Below are 20,545 nucleotides of genomic sequence, written 5' to 3'. Positions count from 1 at the left end.
AGCCAGATTTTTAACTGTATTCAAGGAAGCAACCAATGAAAAAGACCTCACTCCTAATCCTCGCCCTGGCCTTGGCCGGCTGCCACTCCACTGCCAGGAACTCCTCGCCAACCCTGCTCAAGGACGGCGTCCAGTTGCAGCAAAACAAGGTCGAGGTGGATGCCGAGCACGCCAAAGTCATCATGAAGGCGACCGGCTTTACCTATCCGGTGCAGTTCTCCGTGCGCCGTAGTTCCGATGTGGACCAGCGTCCGGAAATCCTCGGGACGGTGGTTGATTCCGGTCGCGGCAAGGTATTCGGCTGGATCGCCAAGATGAGCGAGGTCACCAACAGCGCTGTCGTCAAACGCTTCCCGCAGTTGGAAGTGCAGGCTGACCCGGGGCAGCCCTTTGAAGTGATCGGCGAGTCACGGGTCTACAGCGCCAACTACGCCGGCCTCGTCAAAAAATATGTGTATGAATGCGGCCCTATGAGTTCAGCCTTCAAGCCTGAGAAGCAAAAGGTTTACCTGGTGGAGTTCGTGATTATCGGGAAGGGGTGTGAGCAGCATGTGTATGACGTGACTGCTCCCAATGAGCGTATTCCTGTGGCGACTGTGGCTCCGGCGGCGTGAGCCAGAGCCTGGCGCCAATGTAAATCCTATAGTCGCTCAGGTATCGACGGGTGCCGCCGGGCTCCATGGCAACTGAAGAGGCGCTGATGATTTCTGCAGATGATGTTGATGGCCTGCTTGAAGATATTTTCGAGGGGCGCAGGGATTTGGCGGTGTTTGTCGCTGATGGCAAGTACTACTACCTGGCAGACGACAAGGGAAATTTCTGTATCGATGTCAGGCCTGAATACAGGAGCTATGTCGAAAGTGGCGTCATGGACAGTAGCCTCTATGACCAGGCCGTTTCCGAGTTCAGAGGGGGCGTTCCGGTCCTGGAGGTGAATACCTTTCAGCGCTATCTGGATAACAACAGCGTCAACGTTTATTCGCTGGAGTGGATGGTCAGTTTCTTCACCTACGGTTACTCCGCTGCCTACCTTGGCGAATTTCATAACCATATCGAGGCCGTTCTATCTGGCCACGCGAAGCCTCGTCTGGATGAATGCGAGAAAATGCGAATGAGGCTGCCCCGCTTTTATGTGGACCTGGATAGCAAGGTGTTCCGGCACGTTGACTGGGACAGGTTTCATGAGTCCTATGTGCCCTCGGACTGGGACGGGCAAGCGTCTGGCTCATTCGCGGAGCTGATCCCGAAAGAGCAAAGGTATTGGGTTGTGGATGGCATGGACTTTTGGACGTTGTACGCCTGATGGAGGGTTGGCTTCGTCGCCTTGGCGATAGGTTGGCCAGTGCCGTCGTGCCCCACTCGAAGTAACACACGCACCCGCGCAGGAGAAATACCGTGGTAATGACATTGGTCATGGTTGGACTGGGACTGGCAATTTTGATGCAGCTGGCCATTTTTTGTGTGGCCGTTAAAAACTCGCTGGGGCATGCGCTGCTGTGTCTGTTCATCCCCTGCTATGTGTACGTTTATGCCCGAAAAGATCGCCAGGCCATGCCGTTCCTTTGGGGGTGGTACGCCGGTATTGGCTTGCTGGCCGCTGGGGCTATTGCTTCAAATTGAAGCAGGACTCGAAAAGGCGCCGACAACGCCGTAAAATGAAGTCAAATTGACATCATTCAGGGAAGAGTTCAGACATGCGCGTTGTTGCTTTACTCCTGGCGTTCAGCTTTCTGGCTGGCTGCGCCTCCAAGCCGGCTTACTACATTTCCCCCGCACCGGTTCAGATTCCCAAGACCGCTACCTATTGGCTCGATACCTTCGACGTTGAAGTAGTGGGCAAGAACCCACGCTTCCTGCCTGATGACAAAGTCCGCGAGCAACTGGGCGTCGACCTGGTCAACCGGCTGCTCAAGGCCAAGCGATACGCCACCAGCAAGGAAAGCGCCGATTACCTGCTGGATGTGAATCTGGTCTACACCCGCCATATCCAGGACTCCAAGGGCGGACTCGCCACGGTGCTTGTCGACGACAACACCATCTTGCTGAGTGTCGACTTCAACTATCAGGTCAAGGTCAAGAAGGGCGGCGCCGAGGTGTTGCACTTTGCCAAGGACCGCAGTGGTCTGGTGCCGGGTGGTGTGTTGGGTCAGTGGCAGCAGTACAAGACCATGGGTGGGGTTATCTCCAACACGGGCAACACCAGCGTCGAGCCTTTTTACACGGGCGTGTTGAGCCGATTTATCGTCGATGATTTGCGCGATATTCCGTCGCGCTAAGTTGCTTTAACCCGAATCACCAACTCCTTGCGTCTGACCTTGTGAACGGATCATTCACTCACGAGGTTCAGACCATGTCCCGTCCTGTTCTGCTGTTGCGTCCTGCCGCCCAAGGCTTTGCCGTGACCCTGCTGGTGGCGCTTGCCGGGTGTGGGCTTTCTTCATCCCGTGATGTGGCCAAGCCTGCTGAATCGGCGCCTGTCGTAGAGGTGCAAAGTGAGCCCGCCAGCGTTCAGGGGGCCATGGTCAAGCGGATGGTTGCTCCTGCACCGATGGCGTCGCGGTTGGTCATGAACGACGCCGTCGCCCTGCAATACCAGGCCGAGCCTCGGGAGCAGTATCAGAACCTACCGGACAACCCGATCCGCAGCGTAGCCGAAACGCCGGTTTCCACCTTCAGCGTTGACGTCGACACCGGCAGCTATGCCAACGTACGACGTTTCCTCAACCAAGGCAGCCTGCCGCCCGAGGGTGCTGTACGACTGGAGGAAATGGTCAATTATTTTCCCTACGACTACGCCCTGCCTACCGACGGCTCGCCCTTTGGCGTGACTACGGAAGTGGCGCCATCGCCGTGGAACCCTCACACCCGACTATTGCGCATCGGCATCAAGGCCTCGGACCGCGCTGTGGCGGACCTGGCACCGGCTAACCTCGTGTTCCTGGTAGACGTGTCCGGCTCGATGAATCGCCGCGAAGGCCTGCCGCTGGTCAAGAGCACCCTCAAACTGCTCGTGGACCAATTGCGCGACCAGGACCGTGTATCGCTGGTGGTCTACGCCGGCGAATCGCGAGTGGTGCTCAAGCCCACCTCGGGCCGCGACAAAACCACGATCCGCAACGCCATCGACCAACTCACCGCCGGTGGCTCCACCGCAGGCGCGTCGGGGATCGAAATGGCCTACCAAATGGCCCGCGAAGGATTTATCGACAAAGGTATCAACCGCATCCTGCTGGCCACCGATGGCGACTTCAATGTGGGCGTCAGTGACTTCGACAGCCTCAAGCAAATGGCCGTCGACCAGCGCAAAAGCGGCGTGTCCCTGACCACTCTCGGCTTTGGTGTGGATAACTACAACGAACACCTGATGGAACAACTGGCCGATGCCGGTGATGGCAACTACGCCTACATCGACAACCTGCGCGAGGCCCGCAAAGTGCTGGTGGACCAGCTCAGCTCAACCCTCGCCGTGGTGGCCCGGGATGTGAAACTGCAAGTCGAATTCAACCCGGCACAGGTCAGTGAATACCGATTGCTGGGCTATGAAAACCGCGCCTTGAAACGTGAGGATTTCAACAACGACAAGGTCGACGCCGGAGAAATCGGTGCCGGGCATACGGTGACCGCGTTGTATGAAATTGTCCCGAAGGGTGAACAGGGTTGGCTGGAGCCACTGCGCTACGCGTCGGCGGCCAAGGCTGACGGTAAAACTGATGAGTTGGCGATGTTGCGGGTACGCTACAAACCAGCGGAAGGCGGCGATAGCCGACTGATCGAACACCCGATCAGCAACCAGCACAGTGGCAAACCCAGCGACGACCTGCGTTTCTCTGCCGCCGTGGCCGCCTTCGCCCAGCAGCTCAAGGGTGATGGCCGCTACACTGGCTCCATGAGTTTCAAGGACACGGCCGCACTGGCCCGCTCCGCCCGGGGCGACGACCCGTTCGGCTTGCGCGGCGAGTTTGTGCAACTGGTCGAATTGGCGCAGAGCCTCCAAGCCCCGGCCAAACACTGATCCACCTCAAAGGAGTGCGCCACCTGATGGATTCACCCAGCGACGAAGCCCTGCTGTCCCGCTACCGCAGCGGCGACGGTGCAGCGTTCGAAGCCCTGTACGCGCGGCATCGACAGGGCCTGTACCGTTTTCTGGTGTCCTTGAGCAACAAGGCCGAACTGGCCGAGGAAGTGTTCCAGGACACCTGGCTCAGCCTGATCCGCAGCACCAGCGAGCCACAGGGGCGGGCGAGTTTTCGCACCTGGTTGTTCCAGATTGACCGCAACCGCCTGATCGACCACTGGCGCAAGCACGGCATCCACAACCCACTGCACGACAGCTACGATGAGCAGCTTCACGGCCAGCCCGACGACAGCGCCGGGCCCGAACAACTGCTGAGCCTGAGCCGCGACCAGGCGCGCCTGGACACCGCACTGCAAGACTTGCCCGAAGACCAGCGCGAAGTCTTCCTGCTGCGCCTGCATGGCGACCTGGAAGTGCCACAAATCGCCGCGCTCACCGGCGCCCCACTGGAAACGGTAAAAAGCCGCTTGCGTTACGCCCAGCAGAAACTGCGCCGACTGCTGGCCGAGGAGGTACCCGCATGACTGACTCCCGACATACCCAGGACTCGAACGACGAGCTGCTGATCGAGCATTTCCGTCAACACACCGGCGGCGAGCCGCCGGCTTCCCTGGACGCCTTCATCCTGGCCACCGCTCACCGCGAAGCGCCCGTGCGGCAACCCGGCCTGTGGCAGCGCTGGTTGCAGGCCTGCCAACGGCCGCGCTGGCAGATGGCATTTGCCACCGTCGCGGGTGTGGCCCTGATGATTGGTTTGGTCACGCGTTCGCCGGTGCCGCAGCCGGAATTATCCACAGGCACTTACGCGGCGGCTCCGCAAGAACTGGCCCGTCCGGCTCCGGCAGCGGCGCCGATGGCTCGATTCTCCGTGGCTCCGCAGGCCGATAGCGCACCGCAGGTGCAGACAGAAGTGGCGGGTTCGCTGGCGGATGAGCCGGTGGCGAAGATGAGCAAACGCGCGGCTGTTGTGCTGCCGCCGCTGGAGCAAGGGCTGCAGGAAATCCTGCGGTTGCGGCAGGCGGGAGAAGCGAAGGCGGCGGATGAGAAGCTGCTGGAGTTGCATAAGCGCTTTCCCAAGGAAGACTTGCCGGCGCGGTTGGAGGTGTTGCAGAAACCCTGAATCGTCGCCCATAAAAAAGCCCCAGGCCTTTCGACCTGGGGCTTTTTCATCTGTATCTGGTGCACCCGGCGGGATTCGAACCCACGACCCCTGCCTTCGGAGGGCAGTACTCTATCCAGCTGAGCTACGGATGCTTGTGCGGGCGACATCATACCCATGTCGACCTTGGGCGTCCATGCCGCTTTTCGGCCTCCTGCCAGTAGGAATACGTACCGCTGGCGCCCTGTGCCGGGCGTCTCGGTGCAATACGGTTGAACTCGCCTGAAACACGCTGATCAGAAAAATGGAGCAAATGCGCCGTTTTCGTTCTTTTTTTCGAACAGACTATTGCCCTGCACCCCCATTGATCCTAGGATTCGTTTGAGATTTCAAACGCTCCTGCCTGGGTGCTGAACCGCACATTTGTCCTTTCGTGCGCTATTTACGTGCTTGCGCCCAGTGAATGATTTCCCTGACGGCAGCCCTCAAGGCGCCTTTCAACAACTCTAATTCGCTCCGCGCGTGCGCGGTGCTGTTAAGGAAAGCCGACATGCAGCTCAAAGACACCCAGTTGTTCCGCCAGCAAGCCTTCATTGATGGCGCTTGGGTCGATGCGGACAACGGTCAAACGATCAAGGTCAACAACCCCGCTACCGGCGAAATCCTCGGTGCCGTGCCAAAAATGGGCGCCGCCGAAACCCGTCGCGCCATTGAAGCGGCTGACAAGGCCCTGCCGGCCTGGCGTGCACTCACCGCCAAGGACCGCGCCAACAAGCTGCGTCGCTGGTTCGAGCTGATTATCGAGAACCAGGATGACCTGGCTCGCCTGATGACCCTGGAGCAAGGCAAGCCGCTGGCCGAAGCCAAGGGCGAAATCGTTTACGCCGCTTCGTTCATCGAGTGGTTCGCCGAAGAAGCCAAGCGCGTCTACGGTGATGTGATTCCCGGCCACCAGCCGGACAAGCGCCTGATCGTGATCAAGCAACCGATCGGCGTTACCGCTGCCATCACGCCGTGGAACTTCCCGGCCGCGATGATCACCCGTAAAGCCGGCCCGGCCCTGGCCGCCGGTTGCACCATGGTGCTCAAGCCTGCGTCGCAAACCCCGTTCTCCGCGTTCGCCCTGGCTGAACTGGCCCAGCGTGCCGGCATTCCGAAAGGCGTGTTCAGCGTGGTCTCCGGCAGCGCCGGCGATATCGGCAGCGAGCTGACCAGCAACCCGATCGTGCGTAAATTGTCCTTCACCGGCTCCACCGAAATCGGTCGCCAACTGATGGCCGAATGCGCCAAGGACATCAAGAAAGTCTCCTTGGAACTGGGCGGCAACGCGCCGTTCATCGTGTTCGACGACGCAGACCTGGATAAGGCCGTCGAAGGCGCGATCATTTCCAAGTACCGCAACAACGGCCAGACCTGCGTCTGCGCCAACCGTCTGTACATTCAGGATTCGGTGTACGACGCGTTCGCTGAAAAACTGAAAGTGGCGGTGGCCAAGCTGAAGATCGGCAACGGTCTGGAAGAAGGCACCACCACCGGTCCGCTGATTGACGAGAAGGCTGTGGCCAAGGTTCAGGAACACATCGCTGATGCCCTGAGCAAAGGCGCGACCCTGTTGGCCGGCGGCAAGGTGATGGAAGGCAACTTCTTCGAGCCGACCATCCTGGTCAACGTGCCGAAAGACGCCGCCGTGGCCAAGGAGGAAACCTTCGGCCCACTGGCGCCGCTGTTCCGTTTCAAAGACGAAGCCGAAGTGATCGCGATGTCCAATGACACCGAGTTCGGCCTGGCTTCCTACTTTTATGCCCGCGACCTGGGCCGTGTGTTCCGTGTGGCGGAAGCCCTGGAATACGGCATGGTTGGCGTCAACACCGGGTTGATCTCCAACGAAGTGGCGCCGTTTGGCGGCATCAAGGCTTCGGGCCTGGGCCGTGAAGGCTCCAAGTACGGGATCGAGGATTACCTGGAAATCAAATACCTCTGCCTGGGCATCTAAGCCCGGCGCGAGATTGCAGTAAACGCAGAGGGCACGAGAGCGCTGTCCCTTTGCGTGTTTCACACCGTTATTCGTAGTGGCCGGGAAAGCTGTGGCAGTCGATCATCGCATGCTGCCGTAGTTGCCTCCCCGCCACGTATTCCTTGGACCACGCCACCCGATGAGTGGCGAATGAGGACTTTATGAGCAAGACCAACGCATCCCTGATGAAACGCCGCGAAGCCGCTGTACCACGCGGTGTTGGCCAGATTCACCCGATCTTCGCCGAGTCGGCGAAGAACGCCACCGTGACCGACGTTGAAGGTCGCGAGTTCATCGATTTCGCCGGCGGTATTGCCGTGCTGAACACCGGTCACCTGCACCCGAAAATCATTGCGGCGGTGACCGAGCAACTGAACAAGCTGACGCACACCTGCTTCCAGGTGTTGGCCTACGAGCCGTACGTTGAACTGTGCGAAAAAGTTAACGCCAAGGTCCCGGGTGATTTCGCCAAGAAAACCCTGTTGGTCACCACCGGTTCCGAAGCGGTAGAAAACGCCGTGAAGATCGCCCGTGCTGCCACTGGCCGTGCCGGCGTAATCGCGTTCACCGGCGCTTACCACGGTCGCACCATGATGACCCTGGGCCTGACCGGTAAAGTCGTGCCTTACTCGGCCGGCATGGGCCTGATGCCAGGCGGCGTGTTCCGCGCGCTGTTCCCGAACGACCTGCATGGTGTGAGCGATGACGACTCCATCGCCAGCATCGAACGCATCTTCAAGAACGATGCCGAGCCGCGTGATATCGCTGCCATCATCATCGAGCCGGTCCAGGGCGAAGGCGGTTTCTACGTCGCGCCTAAATCGTTCATGAAGCGCCTGCGCGAACTGTGCGACAAGCACGGCATCCTGCTGATCGCCGACGAAGTGCAAACCGGTGCCGGCCGTACCGGTACCTTCTTCGCCATGGAACAGATGGGCGTTGCCGCCGACCTGACCACCTTCGCCAAATCCATCGCGGGCGGCTTCCCGCTGGCCGGCGTGTGCGGCAAGGCTGAATACATGGATGCCATCGCGCCAGGTGGCCTGGGCGGCACCTACGCGGGTAGCCCGATCGCTTGCGCCGCGGCCCTGGCCGTGATGGACGTGTTCGAAGAAGAGCACCTGCTGGACCGCTGCAAGGCTGTCGGCGAGCGCCTGGTGACCGGCCTGAAAGCTATCCAGGCCAAGTACCCGGTGATCGGCGAAGTGCGTGCCCTGGGCGCGATGATTGCGGTCGAGCTGTTCGAAGATGGCGACAGCCACAAGCCGAACGCCGCTGCCGTTGCTTCCGTGGTGGCCAAGGCTCGCGACAAGGGCTTGATCCTGCTGTCCTGCGGCACCTACGGCAACGTATTGCGCGTGCTGGTTCCGCTGACCTCGCCGGACGAGCAGTTGGACAAAGGCCTGGCGATCATCGAAGAGTGCTTCTCCGAGCTGTGATCGAAAGTTGACCTGATCGACAAAAAACCCGCTTAGGCGGGTTTTTTTGTGCCCGATGAACGGTATTCAGCCGTTGTTCATTGTACGCAGGCGGCTCCTTTGTCTAAGGTGCTGGTATTGCCGATGGAGCGTGCTGGATGACTGCTGTTGATTTACCTGCTGTACCCCGTGTGCTGATTGCCGAGGCTGACCCTTGGTCCCGGGATTTGCTCAAGCAGGTGTTGCTGAATGTGCGCTGTGACGCACGGCTGGATGTGTGTGCCGATGGCCAGCAAGCCGCCGAGCTGCTGCGTGACAAACCCTACGACCTGATCATCGCCGACTGGGAGCTGCCCGGCGTCGATGGCCTGAGCCTGTTGCACAGCGTGCGCCAGCAACGGCGATCGCCGCTGTTGCCGTTTATCCTGCTGGGCACCCGCAACGACAGCGCCAGCGTGCACGAAGTCTTGCCCCTGGCGCCGACGGCGTACCTGACCAAACCCTTGAACATGGAAAGCCTGACCCAGCGCCTGCAAGACTTGCTGCTGAATGAAGGCGAAACGGTGTATTGCGAAGTCCCGGCCCTGGCGCCGGGCATGACCTTGCCGGTGTTTCTGGAGCGGCGCCGCGAAGCGTCCGATGGCGCGCCGCTGCGAGTCGACGTGCAGGCCGCGGTGCAATACAGCCTGGAACCGGAGGGCCTGGACCTCAAGCGCCTGGAAGAGCAGGTGCGCATGGACCCGCAAATCACCGCTGTGCTGATCGCCGCCGCCAACAGCGCCGGCCATCACGGCTCGCCGGTACAAACCCTGGCCATGGCCCTGCACAAGCTGGCGGCCGGGCAGAGCATGAACCTGATCCTGGGGCTGGCCCTCAAGCACAACGTGGTGCTGAGCGACCCGAGCCTCAAGGATTACGCCGAGCGTTACTGGCAGCTGTCCCAACGCACCGCCGATTACGCCCGCAGCCTGGCGCGCATGCTCGACCTTGATCACGAGCGCTGCTACAGCGCTGGCATTCTCCATCGCCTTGGCGACCTGGCCTTGTTGCGATGCCTGCAAGACTGGTTGCAAGGCGGTGGCGAATTGGATGACGAAGCGATTGGCGAGTCCCTCTACACCTTCGGCGCGGCCTATGGCTCGGCGCTGCGCACGCGCTGGCGCTTGCCGTTGGAGTTGCGCCAGTTGATCGCGGCGATTTACTCGCTGGAAGGCGGGGTGTATTCCCGGGAAGCGCTGGTGGTGAACCTGACGGCGCAGTTGGCGCGGCTGACCGAGCATGAAGGCGTCGAGGCGCTGGCAAAAAGCAAGACGGCGCGCTTGCTCAAGGTGGGTTTGCCGGAATTGGCGCGTATGCGCAAAACTTAGCAGGCGATGCGGGCCAGTGTGGGAGCTGGCTTGCCTGCGATAGCATCATCCCGGTACAGCTGACACACCAAGGTGCCTGCATCGCGGGCAAGCCCGGCTCCCACAGGTAATGGTGTAGCTCAGCCGGCGAGTACGCGGTTTTTGCCTTGGCGCTTGGCCTCGTACATCGCGGCGTCGGCGCGGGCGAACAGGCTGTCGACGTTGGCATCCTCGGCGGTCAGGCTGGCGAGGCCCTGGCTGACGGTGACTGCGAAGCTCTCACCGTCATGGCTGAAACTCAGTTGCGCAATCTCGTGCCCCAGGCGTTCGGCCACCTGCATTGCCATCTCCGGTGCGCAACCGGGCAGCACGGCGGCGAATTCTTCGCCGCCAATGCGCCCGAACAGGTCGCCACGGCGCAGAACCCCTCGACCGCTCTCGGCGATACGCTGCAACACCTGATCGCCCTCCAGATGGCCGTAGGTGTCGTTGACCACTTTGAAGTCATCAATGTCCAGCAACAGGAACGCCAAAGGCGTGCCTTGCAGGCAGGCGCGTTCGAACTCGTGGTGGGCGCACTCGAAGAAGTGCCGGCGGTTGCTGCTGCGGGTCAGCACGTCGGTGGTGGCCAGGCGCTGCAACTCAAGCTCAAGCTGCTTCTTTTCAGTGATGTCCTCGGCCATGCCCACCACGATCACCGGCTGGCCGGGTTCGGCCTGCTGGCTGATGTAGCACTTGTCGCTGAGCCAGCGGATCTGCCCGTCGGCGGTGATGATGCGGTACTCGCGGTCTTCCACGGCGCCGCTGAGCAGCACTTGGGCCAGGCTGTGCTCGGCATAGTCGAGGTCTTCGGGGTGAATGCTGTTGCGCCATTCTCGATGGTCCGCCAGCAGCATGCCCGCCGTACGTCCGAAAACCCGCTCATAGGCCGGGCTGACATACAGCACGCGGCGGGTGTCCCACTCGATAGCCCAGAGCACGGCATTCACGCTGACCAGCAGCGAACTCAGCAGTTGCTCGCGTTCACTCAAGCGTTCCACTTCGCCCTGGGCATGCATCAGCGCCAGCAACGTAGCGGCGGCTGCCGGTCGTGGCTGGTCGTGGACGGGGGTGTCGGTGAAGGTCTTTTCGGGGACCATCGGCACAACTCTCTCTGGGCATGCCGCGGGGTTGGGCAGCGGTCACAACAAGGGCCGCCGGGATGGCGAAGTGTTGTTTGAGAGGGGGAATTTGCAGCTAAGTTCCGTTATCAGCGCCGATTTGAGGCGACCAAGAAATGGCGCCAGAAACATGTAGGAGTGAGCCTGTTGGGGTGAGGGGCTTGATGTGGCGTCCCGCTGGAGTGCGCAGCGCTCCCAAGATTTTGGGGCCGCTACGCAGCCCAGCGGGAGCAAGCTCCCTCGCCACAGCAGCTCCCTCGCCACAAAAAATCGGCTCGCTACAGCCGTGATCAGACTGCGGCAGGCCGCAGCGAATAGGTCTTCAGTTGATGGGCAAAGTCCCGCAGGGATTGAATCCCGCTGGCCTCGGCCTCGTGTACCCATTCCTTGATCGCCGCCAGCATGTCGTGGCCGTTGGTACTGGTTTTCAGCCAGATCTGTTGCAGCGCCAGGCGCTTCTCGTAGATCACTTTCAGGGCCTGGCTGTGTTCCAGCATGCTTTGGATGCGCACGTGGTGACGGTCATCCAGCAGGCTGGTTTCCCGCGACAGCAGGCGCTTGGCGCGATGGAATTGGTGACGCACCGAGTGATCGACCTTCTCCAGTTCCTGCTTGACCAGCGGGCCAATCACCAACTTGCGGTACTGGGCCATGATCTGGAAGCGGTTGTTGAGGATCGCCATGGCGGTGTCCATGTCCAGGTGGCCCTTGCCTTCAACCCGGTGGGCGATCGGCGCGACCCGTTGCACCTTGGCCAGGCGCAGGAAGCTGAACACTTTGATCCAGGCCCAGCCCAGGTCGAACTCCCATTTCTTCACCGACAATTTGGCAGAGTTGGGATAGGTGTGGTGGTTGTTATGCAGTTCTTCGCCGCCAACGATGATGCCCCAGGGAATCAGGTTGGTCGCCGCGTCGCGGCATTCGAAATTGCGGTAGCCGATGGCATGGCCCAGGCCATTGATCACGCCGGCGGCCCAGAACGGGATCCACATCATCTGGATGGCCCAGATGGTGATACCGATGGTGCCGAACAGCAGCAGGTCGATCACGCCCATGATCGCCACGCCCAACAGCGGGTAGGGGGTGTAGAGCTTGCGTTCGATCCAGTCTTCCGGGCAGTTCTTGCCGTAGATACGCAGGGTCTCGGGGTTTTCGGCCTCGGCGCGGTACAGCTCGGCGCCTTTGCGCAGGACCGTGGACAGGCCCTTGATCACCGGGCTGTGGGGATCGTCGACGGTTTCGCACTTGGCGTGGTGTTTGCGGTGGATAGCGGTCCACTCGCGGGTGTTCTGCGCCGTGGTAAGCCACAGCCAGAAGCGGAAGAAGTGTTTCAGGCCAGCATTGAGCTCCAGGGAGCGGTGGGCTGAATAGCGGTGCAGATAGACCGTGACCCCGACAATGGTCACGTGGGTCATCAACAGGGTGACTGCAACCAGTTGCCAGGCCGACAAGTCAAGAAAACCGTTGTACCACATAGGCTGTATGGCCCTCAGATAAAGAAAAAACCAGCTTGCGCATTATCACTAAGCCTACAGATAAAACCAGCCGCCCTTTCAGATAGGAGTGACTGGATGTTTCTTATTCTATAATCCGTAACCTTTGTAGGGCGAATCTGGTTTTTTAGTAAGGATTACTAAACATATGCTGTTTTCATACCGAGGTGCCCTGCGTGCAGGGCTGGTGTACCTGCTGGTTTCGATTGTGTGGATTCAGCTCAGCCATCAGGTATTGATCAACTTTATCGATGAACCCGTGGAACTGGGCCGCTGGCTTCAGATGCGCGGCTACGTGTGGGTCAGCCTCAGCGCGCTGGCGATCTACCTGCTGTGCGCCCGTTTTGCCCGGGCGAACCTGGTCCAGCAGCCACTGCGGGAAAACCGCGAGCGTCTGCGCCAGGCCGCTGCCGTATTCGATTGCACCCGCGAAGGGGTGTTGGTCACGGACGCCAAGGGGCTGATTGTTCACGTCAACCGGGCCTTTATCGAAATTACCGGCTACCAGTGCGAAGACGTCATGGGCCACCAGCCGAGCCTGTTTAAGTCCGGACGCCACTCGGCCAGTTTCTACCGAGCCATGTTCCAGACCCTGGAGCGCGACGGTGAATGGAGCGGCGAAATCTGGAACCGCCGAAAAAGCGGCGAAATCTACCCCCAGTGGCAGACCATCCGGGTGATCCGCGATGATCAGGGCCAGATCAGCCACTACGTCGCGGTGTTCTCCGACATCAGCGCCATCAAGCATTCCGAGCACGAGTTGGCCCACCTGGCCCACCACGACCCGCTGACCGACCTGCCCAACCGCCTGCTGTTCACCGACCGCGCCGAACAGGCCCTGGCGTCGGCGCAGGCGCATAAACGTGGCTGCGCCTTGCTGCTGCTCGACCTCGACCACTTCAAAATCATCAACGACAGCCTCGGCCATAACGTCGGCGACCAGTTGCTCAAGACGGTCGGCGAGCGTCTGCAAAGCCTGTTCGGCCCCGGCGTGACCTTGGCACGATTGGGCGGCGACGAATTTGCGGTGCTGGCGGAAAGTTGTCCACAGCTGGTCCAGGCCGCCGCACTGGCGCAACGCATCCTTGATGCGATGAAAGAACCCTTTATCTTCGACGGTCATCAACTGTTTATCAGCGCCAGCATCGGCATCAGCCTGTTCCCCGGCGATGCCCTGAGCGCCGAGCAACTGCTGCGTAACGCCGATTCGGCGCTGTTCAAGGCCAAAAGCGCCGGCCGCGAAAGCTACGCCCTGTATACCGAAGAACTCACCGCCCACGCCCAGCACCGGGTGGAAATGGCCGGCGAACTGCGCCGCGCCCTGGAGCAGCAAGAGCTGCGGGTCTACTACCAGCCGGTGCACGAGTTGCAGAACAGCCGCCTGATCGGTGTCGAAGCCCTGGTGCGCTGGCAGCACCCGGAGCGCGGGCTGGTGCCGCCGGGAGAATTCATCCCGATTGCCGAGCGTACCGGGCTGATTGCCGATATCGACGCTTGGGTCATGGACCAGGCCTGCCGCCAGATGTGCCAGTGGCTGGCCGACGGCGCGCCGCTGACGTTCCTCGCCGTGAATGTGTCCAGCCGCCTGTTTGCCCGGCGTGAGCTGTACGACCAAGTGGCCAAGGTATTGCACGATACCGGGCTGGATCCGGCGTTTCTGGAGCTCGAAGTGACCGAAAGCGCAGTCATGGAAGACCCGGAAGTCGCCCTTGAGCAAATGCACCGCCTGCGGGAGTTGGGCTTGCGCCTGGCGATTGATGACTTTGGCACCGGTTATTCATCACTGCTGCGGCTCAAGCGCTTGCCGGTGCAGAAGCTCAAGATCGATCAGGGCTTTGTCGCCGGGTTGCCGTGGGATGAGGACGACGCGGCGATTGTGCGGGTGGTAATCGCATTGGCGCAAAGCATGGGCATGCAGGTGCATGCCGAGGGCATCGAGCAGGTCGATCAGGCGCGGTTTCTGTTGGAACAACAGTGCGACCTGGGCCAAGGGTACTGGTTTGGTCGGCCGATGCCGGCCAGTGAGCTGGATTGGACGACGGCGCCGACAATTCGCTAAATACCGCCTGGCTTGATTTGAAATAGGGTCAAGTGTGGGAGCGGGCTTGCTCGCGAATGCGGTGGATCAGCCAACCTATGTATTGACTGACACGCCGCCTTCGCGAGCAAGCCCGCTCCCACATTTGGATCTCCACACGGCTTTATTTCACGGGCCGTCCCGCAAAACCCCTCGCAACCCCACGTCCCACCAGAAAATTCTTTCTGGTTATATAAACATTCTTAAATAGTATTTTTAAGAATATCCGCGCTTATCTACTATCGCCCTCACGCCGCAAGCAGTGCCGCCACTGCGAGGCACTTCTCATTTCAGGAGCACGACCATGAGCGCATCTCTACGTAGCGTTGACGGCCAGGACGAAGCAGCCATTTTGCGCGAGATCCAGAGCGCTCTGCGCGATCTGCGGTTTGGTGCGGTGGAAATCACTGTGCACAACGCCCAGGTAGTACAGATCGAACGCAAAGAGAAATTCCGTTTGCAGAACCCGGGCAACAAACCGAGCTGAGCAAGATCGGCGATTCGATTGCAAGACCCGCAACTATAAGAAAAAAGCCAACACCCAAGAATTTCAGGAGCCTTCTATGTCGTCGATTCGCCGTTATGCCCTGGCAGCACTGGCCAGTGCCGTGTTTGCCGGTTCCGCCGTTGCCAAGGATTACGAACTGCTCAACGTGTCTTACGACCCGACCCGCGAGCTTTACCAGGACTACAACGCTGAATTCACCAGCTTCTGGAAGCAGTCGCACCCGGGCGACAACGTCAAGATCCAGCAATCCCACGGCGGTTCGGGCAAGCAAGGCCGCGCGGTGATCGACGGCCTACGTGCCGACGTCGTAACCCTGGCCCTGGCCGGTGACATCGACGAAATCGCAAAACTGGGCAAGACCCTGCCGGAAAACTGGCAAACCCGCCTGCCGGACGCCAGCACTCCGTACACCTCGACCATCGTGTTCCTGGTGCGCAAGGGCAACCCTAAAGGCATCAAGGATTGGGGCGACCTGATCAAGAAAGACGTTTCCGTGATCACCCCGAACCCGAAAACCTCCGGCGGCGCCCGCTGGAACTTCCTCGCCGCCTGGGCCTACGGCCTGAAAGCCGGTGGCAGCGAAGCCAAGGCCCAGGAATACGTGAAAGAGCTGTTCAAGCACGTGCCGATCCTCGACACCGGCGCTCGCGGTTCGACCATCACCTTCGTCAACAACGGTCAGGGTGACGTGTTGCTGGCCTGGGAAAACGAAGCCTTCCTGGCCTTGAAAGAAGACGGCGGCGCCGACAAGTTCGACATCGTTGTACCTTCGCTGTCGATCCTCGCCGAGCCGCCAGTGGCCGTGGTCGACAAGAACGCCGAGAAAAAGGGCAACACCGAGATCGCCACCGAATACCTCAAGCACCTGTACAGCCCGGCTGGCCAGGAGATTGCGGCGAAGAACTTCTACCGCCCACGCGATGAGAAAGTCGCCGCCAAATACGCCCAGCAGTTCCCGAAACTGGACCTGGTGACTATCGACAAAGACTTCGGCGGCTGGAAAACTGCCCAACCGAAATTCTTCAATGACGGTGGCGTGTTCGACCAGATCTACTCGGCCCAGTAAGAGCGAGCTTGCTCGCGAAAAACTTCATGACGCCGCGTGCTTGCTGACTGCCCGCGTTATCGTTGACGTTTTTCGCGGGCAAGCCCGCTCCTACAGGGATCAGGAGCCCGCATTCGTTTGCGGGTTTTGCATGTCCGTTCCGCTAACCAAGGACTCTTATGTCGCGTCGTATCTCCCCCGTCATACCCGGCTTCGGGCTGACGCTGGGCTACACCGTGGTGTACCTCAGCCTGATCGTACTCATCCCCCTGGCGGCGATGTTTGTACATGCCGCTCAACTCACCTGGGATCAGTTCTGGAACATCATCACCGCACCCCGTGTGCTGGCGGCGTTGAAACTGAGCTTCGGCACGGCGTTTTGCGCAGCGATCATCAACGGCATCATCGGTACCCTGCTGGCCTGGGTGCTGGTGCGCTACACCTTCCCGGGTCGAAAAATCATCGATGCGATGATCGACCTGCCGTTCGCCCTGCCCACCGCCGTCGCCGGTATCGCGCTCACTGCGCTCTACACGCCCACCGGCCTGGTGGGCCAGTTCGCCGCCGACCTGGGCTTCAAGATCGCCTACACCCCCTTGGGCATCACGCTGGCGCTGACCTTCGTCACGCTGCCATTCGTGGTGCGTACCGTGCAGCCGGTGTTGGCTGACATCCCCCGGGAAATCGAAGAAGCCGCCGCCTGCCTCGGCGCCAAGCCCTTGCAAGTGTTCCGCTATATCCTGGTGCCAGCGCTGCTGCCGGCCTGGTTGACCGGCTTTGCGTTGGCCTTCGCCCGCGGCGTGGGTGAGTACGGTTCGGTGATTTTCATCGCCGGCAACATGCCGATGAAAACCGAGATCCTGCCGCTGCTGATCATGGTCAAGCTCGACCAATACGACTACACCGGCGCTACTGCCATCGGCGTGATGATGCTGGTGGTTTCCTTTGTCCTGCTGCTGCTGATCAACTTGTTGCAGCGGCGCATCGAAACCCCATAAGGAGGCGCGGCACATGTCCCAATCGTCTATTTCCGCCGCCTCGTCGGCGAACGCTGCCCGCCGTGGCAGTGCTGTATCCCGGCGCATCCTGATCAGCCTTGGCTGGTTGATCTTCGCGCTGTTTCTGCTGCTGCCGCTGTTTATCGTGGTGTCCCAGGGCCTCAAAAATGGCCTGGGTGCATTCTTCACCGCAATCCTTGAGCCGGACGCGCTGTCGGCGCTGAAACTCACGGTGATCGCCGTGGCGATTTCGGTACCGCTCAACGTGGTGTTCGGTGTCAGTGCCGCCTGGTGCGTGAGCAAGTACTCGTTCCGTGGCAAAAGTATCCTGGTGACCCTGATCGACCTGCCGTTCTCGGTATCGCCGGTGATCGCCGGCCTGGTCTACGTGTTGATGTTCGGCGCCCAGGGCTTCTTTGGCCCGTGGCTGCAAGACCATGACATCCAGATCGTGTTTGCCTTGCCGGGTATCGTGCTGGCGACCATCTTCGTCACCGTGCCGTTCGTGGCCCGTGAGCTGATCCCGCTGATGCAGGAGCAGGGTACCCAGGAAGAAGAGGCCGCGCGCCTGCTGGGCGCCAACGGTTGGCAGATGTTCTGGCATGTCACCGTGCCGAACATCAAGTGGGGCCTGATCTACGGCGTGGTGTTGTGTACCGCGCGGGCCATGGGTGAGTTCGGTGCGGTGTCGGTGGTGTCCGGCCACATTCGCGGCGTAACCAACACCTTGCCGCTGCACGTCGAGATCCTCTACAACGAATACAACCACGTCGCCGCGTTTGCCGTCGCGAGTCTGTTGCTGATCCTGGCGCTCTTCATCCTGCTGCTCAAGCAGTGGAGCGAGAACCGTATTAACCGCCTGCGCGCCGGTGCGGCTGAGGAATAAGTCATGTCGATCGAAGTCCGTAATGTCAGCAAGAATTTCAACGCCTTCAAGGCCCTGAACAGCATCAACCTGGACATCCAGAGTGGCGAGCTGGTGGCGTTGCTGGGCCCGTCCGGCTGCGGCAAGACCACCTTGCTGCGGATCATCGCCGGGCTCGAAACCCCGGATGCCGGCAGCATTGTGTTCCACGGTGAAGACGTCTCCGGCCACGACGTGCGTGATCGTAACGTCGGCTTTGTGTTCCAGCATTACGCGCTGTTCCGCCACATGACGGTGTTCGACAACGTCGCGTTCGGCCTGCGCATGAAACCGAAAAACCAGCGCCCCACCGAAAGCCAGATCGCGGTAAAAGTCCATGAGTTGCTGAACATGGTGCAGCTCGATTGGCTGTCGGATCGCTACCCTGAACAACTCTCCGGCGGCCAGCGCCAGCGTATCGCCCTGGCCCGCGCCCTGGCGGTAGAGCCTAAAGTGCTGCTGCTGGACGAACCGTTCGGCGCCCTGGATGCCAAGGTTCGTAAAGAACTGCGCCGCTGGCTGGCGCGGCTGCACGAAGACATCAACCTGACCTCGGTCTTCGTGACCCACGACCAGGAAGAAGCCATGGAAGTGGCGGACCGCATCGTGGTGATGAACAAGGGAGTGATCGAGCAGATCGGCTCACCGGGCGAAGTCTACGAAAACCCGGCCAGTGATTTCGTTTATCACTTCCTTGGGGATTCGAACCGCCTGCATTTGGGTGAAGACAAGCACGTGCTGTTCCGCCCGCATGAAGTGTCGCTGTCACGCCATGAGCTGGAAGACCACCACGCGGCTGAAGTGCGTGATATTCGCCCGCTTGGCGCGACTACCCGGGTGACCCTGAAGGTCGAAGGCCAGAGCGAACTGATCGAGGCCGAAGTGGTGAAAGACCACGACAGCCTGACCGGGCTGGCGCGGGGCGAGACGTTGTTCTTCAAACCCAAGGTCTGGCAAAAAGCCTAAGACGTTGATCGTTCCCACGCTCCGCGTGGGAACGCCTCTTGTGACGCTCTGCGTCACGCTTCAGGACGCGGAGCGTCCCGGGCTGCATTCCCAAGCAGAGCGTGGGAACGATCATCAAACGGCGACATTTTTCTGATTTGTCCGCACCGGGCCAGAACGCTCTTCAATCTGCCGTTTGAGGTCATGCCGCAGCCCCACCAGAAACGCCAACTCCGCCACCACAAACAACGGCCCCACGATCAGCCCGGACACGTCATCGACAAACGCCGGCTTGCGCCCCTCGTAGTAATGCCCCACAAACTGGATCACCCAGCCCACCACGAACATGCCGATGCCGCTGCTCAGCCACACCAGCGTGCTTTGCGCCGCCAGCACATGCCCGGCCCACACCGACAGGCCCATCAGCACCGTCATCAGCACACCGAGTGCCAGCTCCAGGCGCAAATAGAACCACGCCGAGAACAGTGCCAACAGCACCGCAGGCGACAGCCAGAGTCCGGCCACCGTCCATTCGGGGCGTGACAGCAGCACGGCCACCGCCACCACAATCAGCGGGATGCCGATAAAGTGGCTGGCGATATTGCGCGGGTCACGGTGGTAGGCGGCGTATTGACTGAGATGGTCGACGAGGCTTTTCATTGTTGTTCCTCCTGTAGGATGTTTGATCATGCCCTGTAGGCCCGCGACACACTGTCAACTGGCCGACAATCTTCGGAGTTCGCATGGATGTAGAGAAGTGGCACCCACGGCTGGCCACCGGTCACTGGTACAGCCATCTGCCTGCTGACTTACAGAATAGCTTGCTGGTCAGCGCCCGGTTGCGGCAGCTCACGGCGGGGCAATACCTGTTCAAGCGCGGTGACCCACCGTGTGGGTTGTACGCGGTGCTGGAAGGCTACCTGCGCATCAGCGCGGTGAACGAGCAGGGCAAGGAGGCAGTGTTGAGCCTGGCGGAGTTGCCATACTGGTTCGGCGAGATCTCCCTGTTCGACGGGTTGCCCCGTACCCACGACGCTTGCGCGGTCGGGCCTTGTACGTTGTTGCAGGTGCCGCAGCCGGCCTTGCTGCAGATCCTTGAACAGACTCCGCGTTACTGGCGCGACATGGCCCTGTTGATGAGCCAGAAGCTGCGCCTGACCTTTATCAATATCGAGCAATTGAGCCTGATGCCGGCGTCGGTGCGGGTGGCGCACCGCTTGCTGATGATCGCCGAAGGCTACGGCGACATCGAGCAGGTGCGGCAGGTGCTGCAACTGCCGCAGGAAGACCTCGCCGCGATGTTGAGCCTGTCGCGCCAGACCACCAACGCGCTGCTCAAGGACCTGCAGGGCCAGGGCATCCTGCGCCTGGGCTATGGCGAGATCGAAATCCTCGACCCGCAGCGTTTGCGCGAGGCGGCGCACGCCTGAGGGTGGTAGCCTGCGTTTACGATTATTCGAGGT

20 protein-coding genes and 1 tRNA gene are annotated in these 20,545 nt (G+C 60.6%); 17 read left to right on the top strand and 4 right to left on the bottom strand.

Annotated features, from left to right (window positions below):
• Nucleotides 1–35 precede the first annotated feature (35 nt).
• From AU074_RS16190 to AU074_RS16160, 7 genes are all read left to right on the top strand, one after another.
• The gene (locus tag AU074_RS16190) at nucleotides 36–614 is read left to right on the top strand and encodes a hypothetical protein (protein ID WP_076015558.1); all 579 of its coding nucleotides are present in this window, start codon (nucleotides 36–38) and stop codon (nucleotides 612–614) included.
• 65 nt (nucleotides 615–679) lie between these two features.
• Nucleotides 680–1,303, top strand: a complete 624-nt coding sequence (locus AU074_RS16185; protein ID WP_083676687.1) for a hypothetical protein — start codon at nucleotides 680–682, stop codon at nucleotides 1,301–1,303.
• A 98-nt stretch (nucleotides 1,304–1,401) separates the two neighbouring features.
• The gene (locus tag AU074_RS16180; protein ID WP_256576918.1) at nucleotides 1,402–1,620 is read left to right on the top strand and encodes a hypothetical protein; all 219 of its coding nucleotides are present in this window, start codon (nucleotides 1,402–1,404) and stop codon (nucleotides 1,618–1,620) included.
• A gap of 74 nt (nucleotides 1,621–1,694) precedes the next feature.
• Nucleotides 1,695–2,276, top strand: coding sequence for a hypothetical protein (locus tag AU074_RS16175; RefSeq protein ID WP_076015556.1), 582 nt, complete (start codon nucleotides 1,695–1,697; stop codon nucleotides 2,274–2,276).
• 74 nt (nucleotides 2,277–2,350) lie between these two features.
• Complete coding sequence (locus AU074_RS16170) at nucleotides 2,351–4,012, top strand: VWA domain-containing protein (RefSeq protein ID WP_076015555.1); 1,662 nt, start codon at nucleotides 2,351–2,353, stop codon at nucleotides 4,010–4,012.
• Nucleotides 4,013–4,038: 26 nt separating this feature from the next.
• On the top strand, nucleotides 4,039–4,599 hold the full coding sequence (locus AU074_RS16165) for an RNA polymerase sigma factor (RefSeq protein ID WP_076015554.1): 561 nt from the start codon (nucleotides 4,039–4,041) through the stop codon (nucleotides 4,597–4,599).
• A complete protein-coding gene (locus tag AU074_RS16160; RefSeq protein WP_076015553.1) occupies nucleotides 4,596–5,195 on the top strand; it encodes a hypothetical protein in 600 nt (199 codons plus the stop codon). The genes AU074_RS16165 and AU074_RS16160 overlap by 4 nt, the downstream gene beginning before the upstream one ends.
• Nucleotides 5,196–5,252: 57 nt before the next feature.
• On the opposite strand, the gene AU074_RS16155 is transcribed toward AU074_RS16160, so the two are convergent.
• Nucleotides 5,253–5,329: transfer RNA gene (locus AU074_RS16155), tRNA-Arg, on the bottom strand.
• A 395-nt stretch (nucleotides 5,330–5,724) separates the two neighbouring features.
• On the opposite strand from AU074_RS16155, the gene gabD reads away from it, so the two are divergent.
• The 3 genes from gabD to AU074_RS16140 all read left to right on the top strand — a co-directional run bounded on the left by gabD (nucleotide 5,725) and on the right by AU074_RS16140 (nucleotide 9,973).
• Nucleotides 5,725–7,167: an NADP-dependent succinate-semialdehyde dehydrogenase gene (gene gabD, locus AU074_RS16150; RefSeq protein WP_076015552.1), complete on the top strand. Its 1,443-nt coding sequence runs from the start codon at nucleotides 5,725–5,727 to the stop codon at nucleotides 7,165–7,167.
• 182 nt (nucleotides 7,168–7,349) lie between these two features.
• Nucleotides 7,350–8,627 (top strand): 4-aminobutyrate--2-oxoglutarate transaminase, encoded by a 1,278-nt coding sequence (gene gabT / locus AU074_RS16145; protein WP_076015551.1) that lies wholly within the window; start codon nucleotides 7,350–7,352, stop codon nucleotides 8,625–8,627.
• 137 nt (nucleotides 8,628–8,764) lie between these two features.
• Nucleotides 8,765–9,973 carry an HDOD domain-containing protein gene (locus AU074_RS16140; protein WP_076015550.1) on the top strand — a complete coding sequence of 403 codons (1,209 nt, stop codon included), beginning with the start codon at nucleotides 8,765–8,767 and terminating at the stop codon, nucleotides 9,971–9,973.
• 119 nt (nucleotides 9,974–10,092) lie between these two features.
• Here AU074_RS16140 and AU074_RS16135 read toward each other — a convergent pair whose 3' ends face one another.
• Entirely contained in the window at nucleotides 10,093–11,091 is a 999-nt protein-coding gene (locus AU074_RS16135) for a sensor domain-containing diguanylate cyclase (protein WP_076015549.1), read from the bottom strand.
• Nucleotides 11,092–11,402: 311 nt separating this feature from the next.
• Nucleotides 11,403–12,587, bottom strand: a complete 1,185-nt coding sequence (gene desA, locus AU074_RS16130) for a delta-9 fatty acid desaturase DesA (RefSeq protein ID WP_010168824.1) — start codon at nucleotides 12,585–12,587, stop codon at nucleotides 11,403–11,405.
• 166 nt (nucleotides 12,588–12,753) lie between these two features.
• Between desA and dibA the strand changes: the two genes are divergently transcribed.
• The 6 genes from dibA (at nucleotide 12,754) to AU074_RS16100 (ending at nucleotide 19,103) form a co-directional block, all read left to right on the top strand.
• A complete protein-coding gene (gene dibA / locus AU074_RS16125; RefSeq protein WP_076015548.1) occupies nucleotides 12,754–14,664 on the top strand; it encodes a phosphodiesterase DibA in 1,911 nt (636 codons plus the stop codon).
• Between the two features lie 322 nt (nucleotides 14,665–14,986).
• The gene (gene oscA, locus AU074_RS16120) at nucleotides 14,987–15,169 is read left to right on the top strand and encodes a sulfur starvation response protein OscA (protein WP_003170956.1); all 183 of its coding nucleotides are present in this window, start codon (nucleotides 14,987–14,989) and stop codon (nucleotides 15,167–15,169) included.
• A 76-nt stretch (nucleotides 15,170–15,245) separates the two neighbouring features.
• Nucleotides 15,246–16,256, top strand: coding sequence for a sulfate ABC transporter substrate-binding protein (locus AU074_RS16115; RefSeq protein WP_003218143.1), 1,011 nt, complete (start codon nucleotides 15,246–15,248; stop codon nucleotides 16,254–16,256).
• Nucleotides 16,257–16,414: 158 nt separating this feature from the next.
• Nucleotides 16,415–17,233 (top strand): sulfate ABC transporter permease subunit CysT, encoded by an 819-nt coding sequence (gene cysT / locus AU074_RS16110; protein WP_076015547.1) that lies wholly within the window; start codon nucleotides 16,415–16,417, stop codon nucleotides 17,231–17,233.
• Nucleotides 17,234–17,246: 13 nt separating this feature from the next.
• On the top strand, nucleotides 17,247–18,119 hold the full coding sequence (gene cysW / locus AU074_RS16105; RefSeq protein ID WP_076015546.1) for a sulfate ABC transporter permease subunit CysW: 873 nt from the start codon (nucleotides 17,247–17,249) through the stop codon (nucleotides 18,117–18,119).
• A gap of 3 nt (nucleotides 18,120–18,122) precedes the next feature.
• Nucleotides 18,123–19,103 (top strand): sulfate/molybdate ABC transporter ATP-binding protein, encoded by a 981-nt coding sequence (locus AU074_RS16100; RefSeq protein ID WP_063033633.1) that lies wholly within the window; start codon nucleotides 18,123–18,125, stop codon nucleotides 19,101–19,103.
• A gap of 114 nt (nucleotides 19,104–19,217) precedes the next feature.
• Here AU074_RS16100 and AU074_RS16095 read toward each other — a convergent pair whose 3' ends face one another.
• Nucleotides 19,218–19,742, bottom strand: a complete 525-nt coding sequence (locus tag AU074_RS16095) for a DUF962 domain-containing protein (RefSeq protein WP_076015545.1) — start codon at nucleotides 19,740–19,742, stop codon at nucleotides 19,218–19,220.
• A gap of 83 nt (nucleotides 19,743–19,825) precedes the next feature.
• On the opposite strand from AU074_RS16095, the gene AU074_RS16090 reads away from it, so the two are divergent.
• Entirely contained in the window at nucleotides 19,826–20,512 is a 687-nt protein-coding gene (locus tag AU074_RS16090; protein ID WP_076015544.1) for a Crp/Fnr family transcriptional regulator, read from the top strand.
• Nucleotides 20,513–20,545 lie beyond the last annotated feature (33 nt).

It is taken from the genome of Pseudomonas sp. ATCC PTA-122608 (genome assembly GCF_001952855.1).
In the GTDB taxonomy this organism is placed as follows: domain Bacteria; phylum Pseudomonadota; class Gammaproteobacteria; order Pseudomonadales; family Pseudomonadaceae; genus Aquipseudomonas.
The sequence above is the reverse complement of the archived record's forward strand: the minus strand, read 5'-3'. Positions and strand labels throughout refer to the sequence as shown.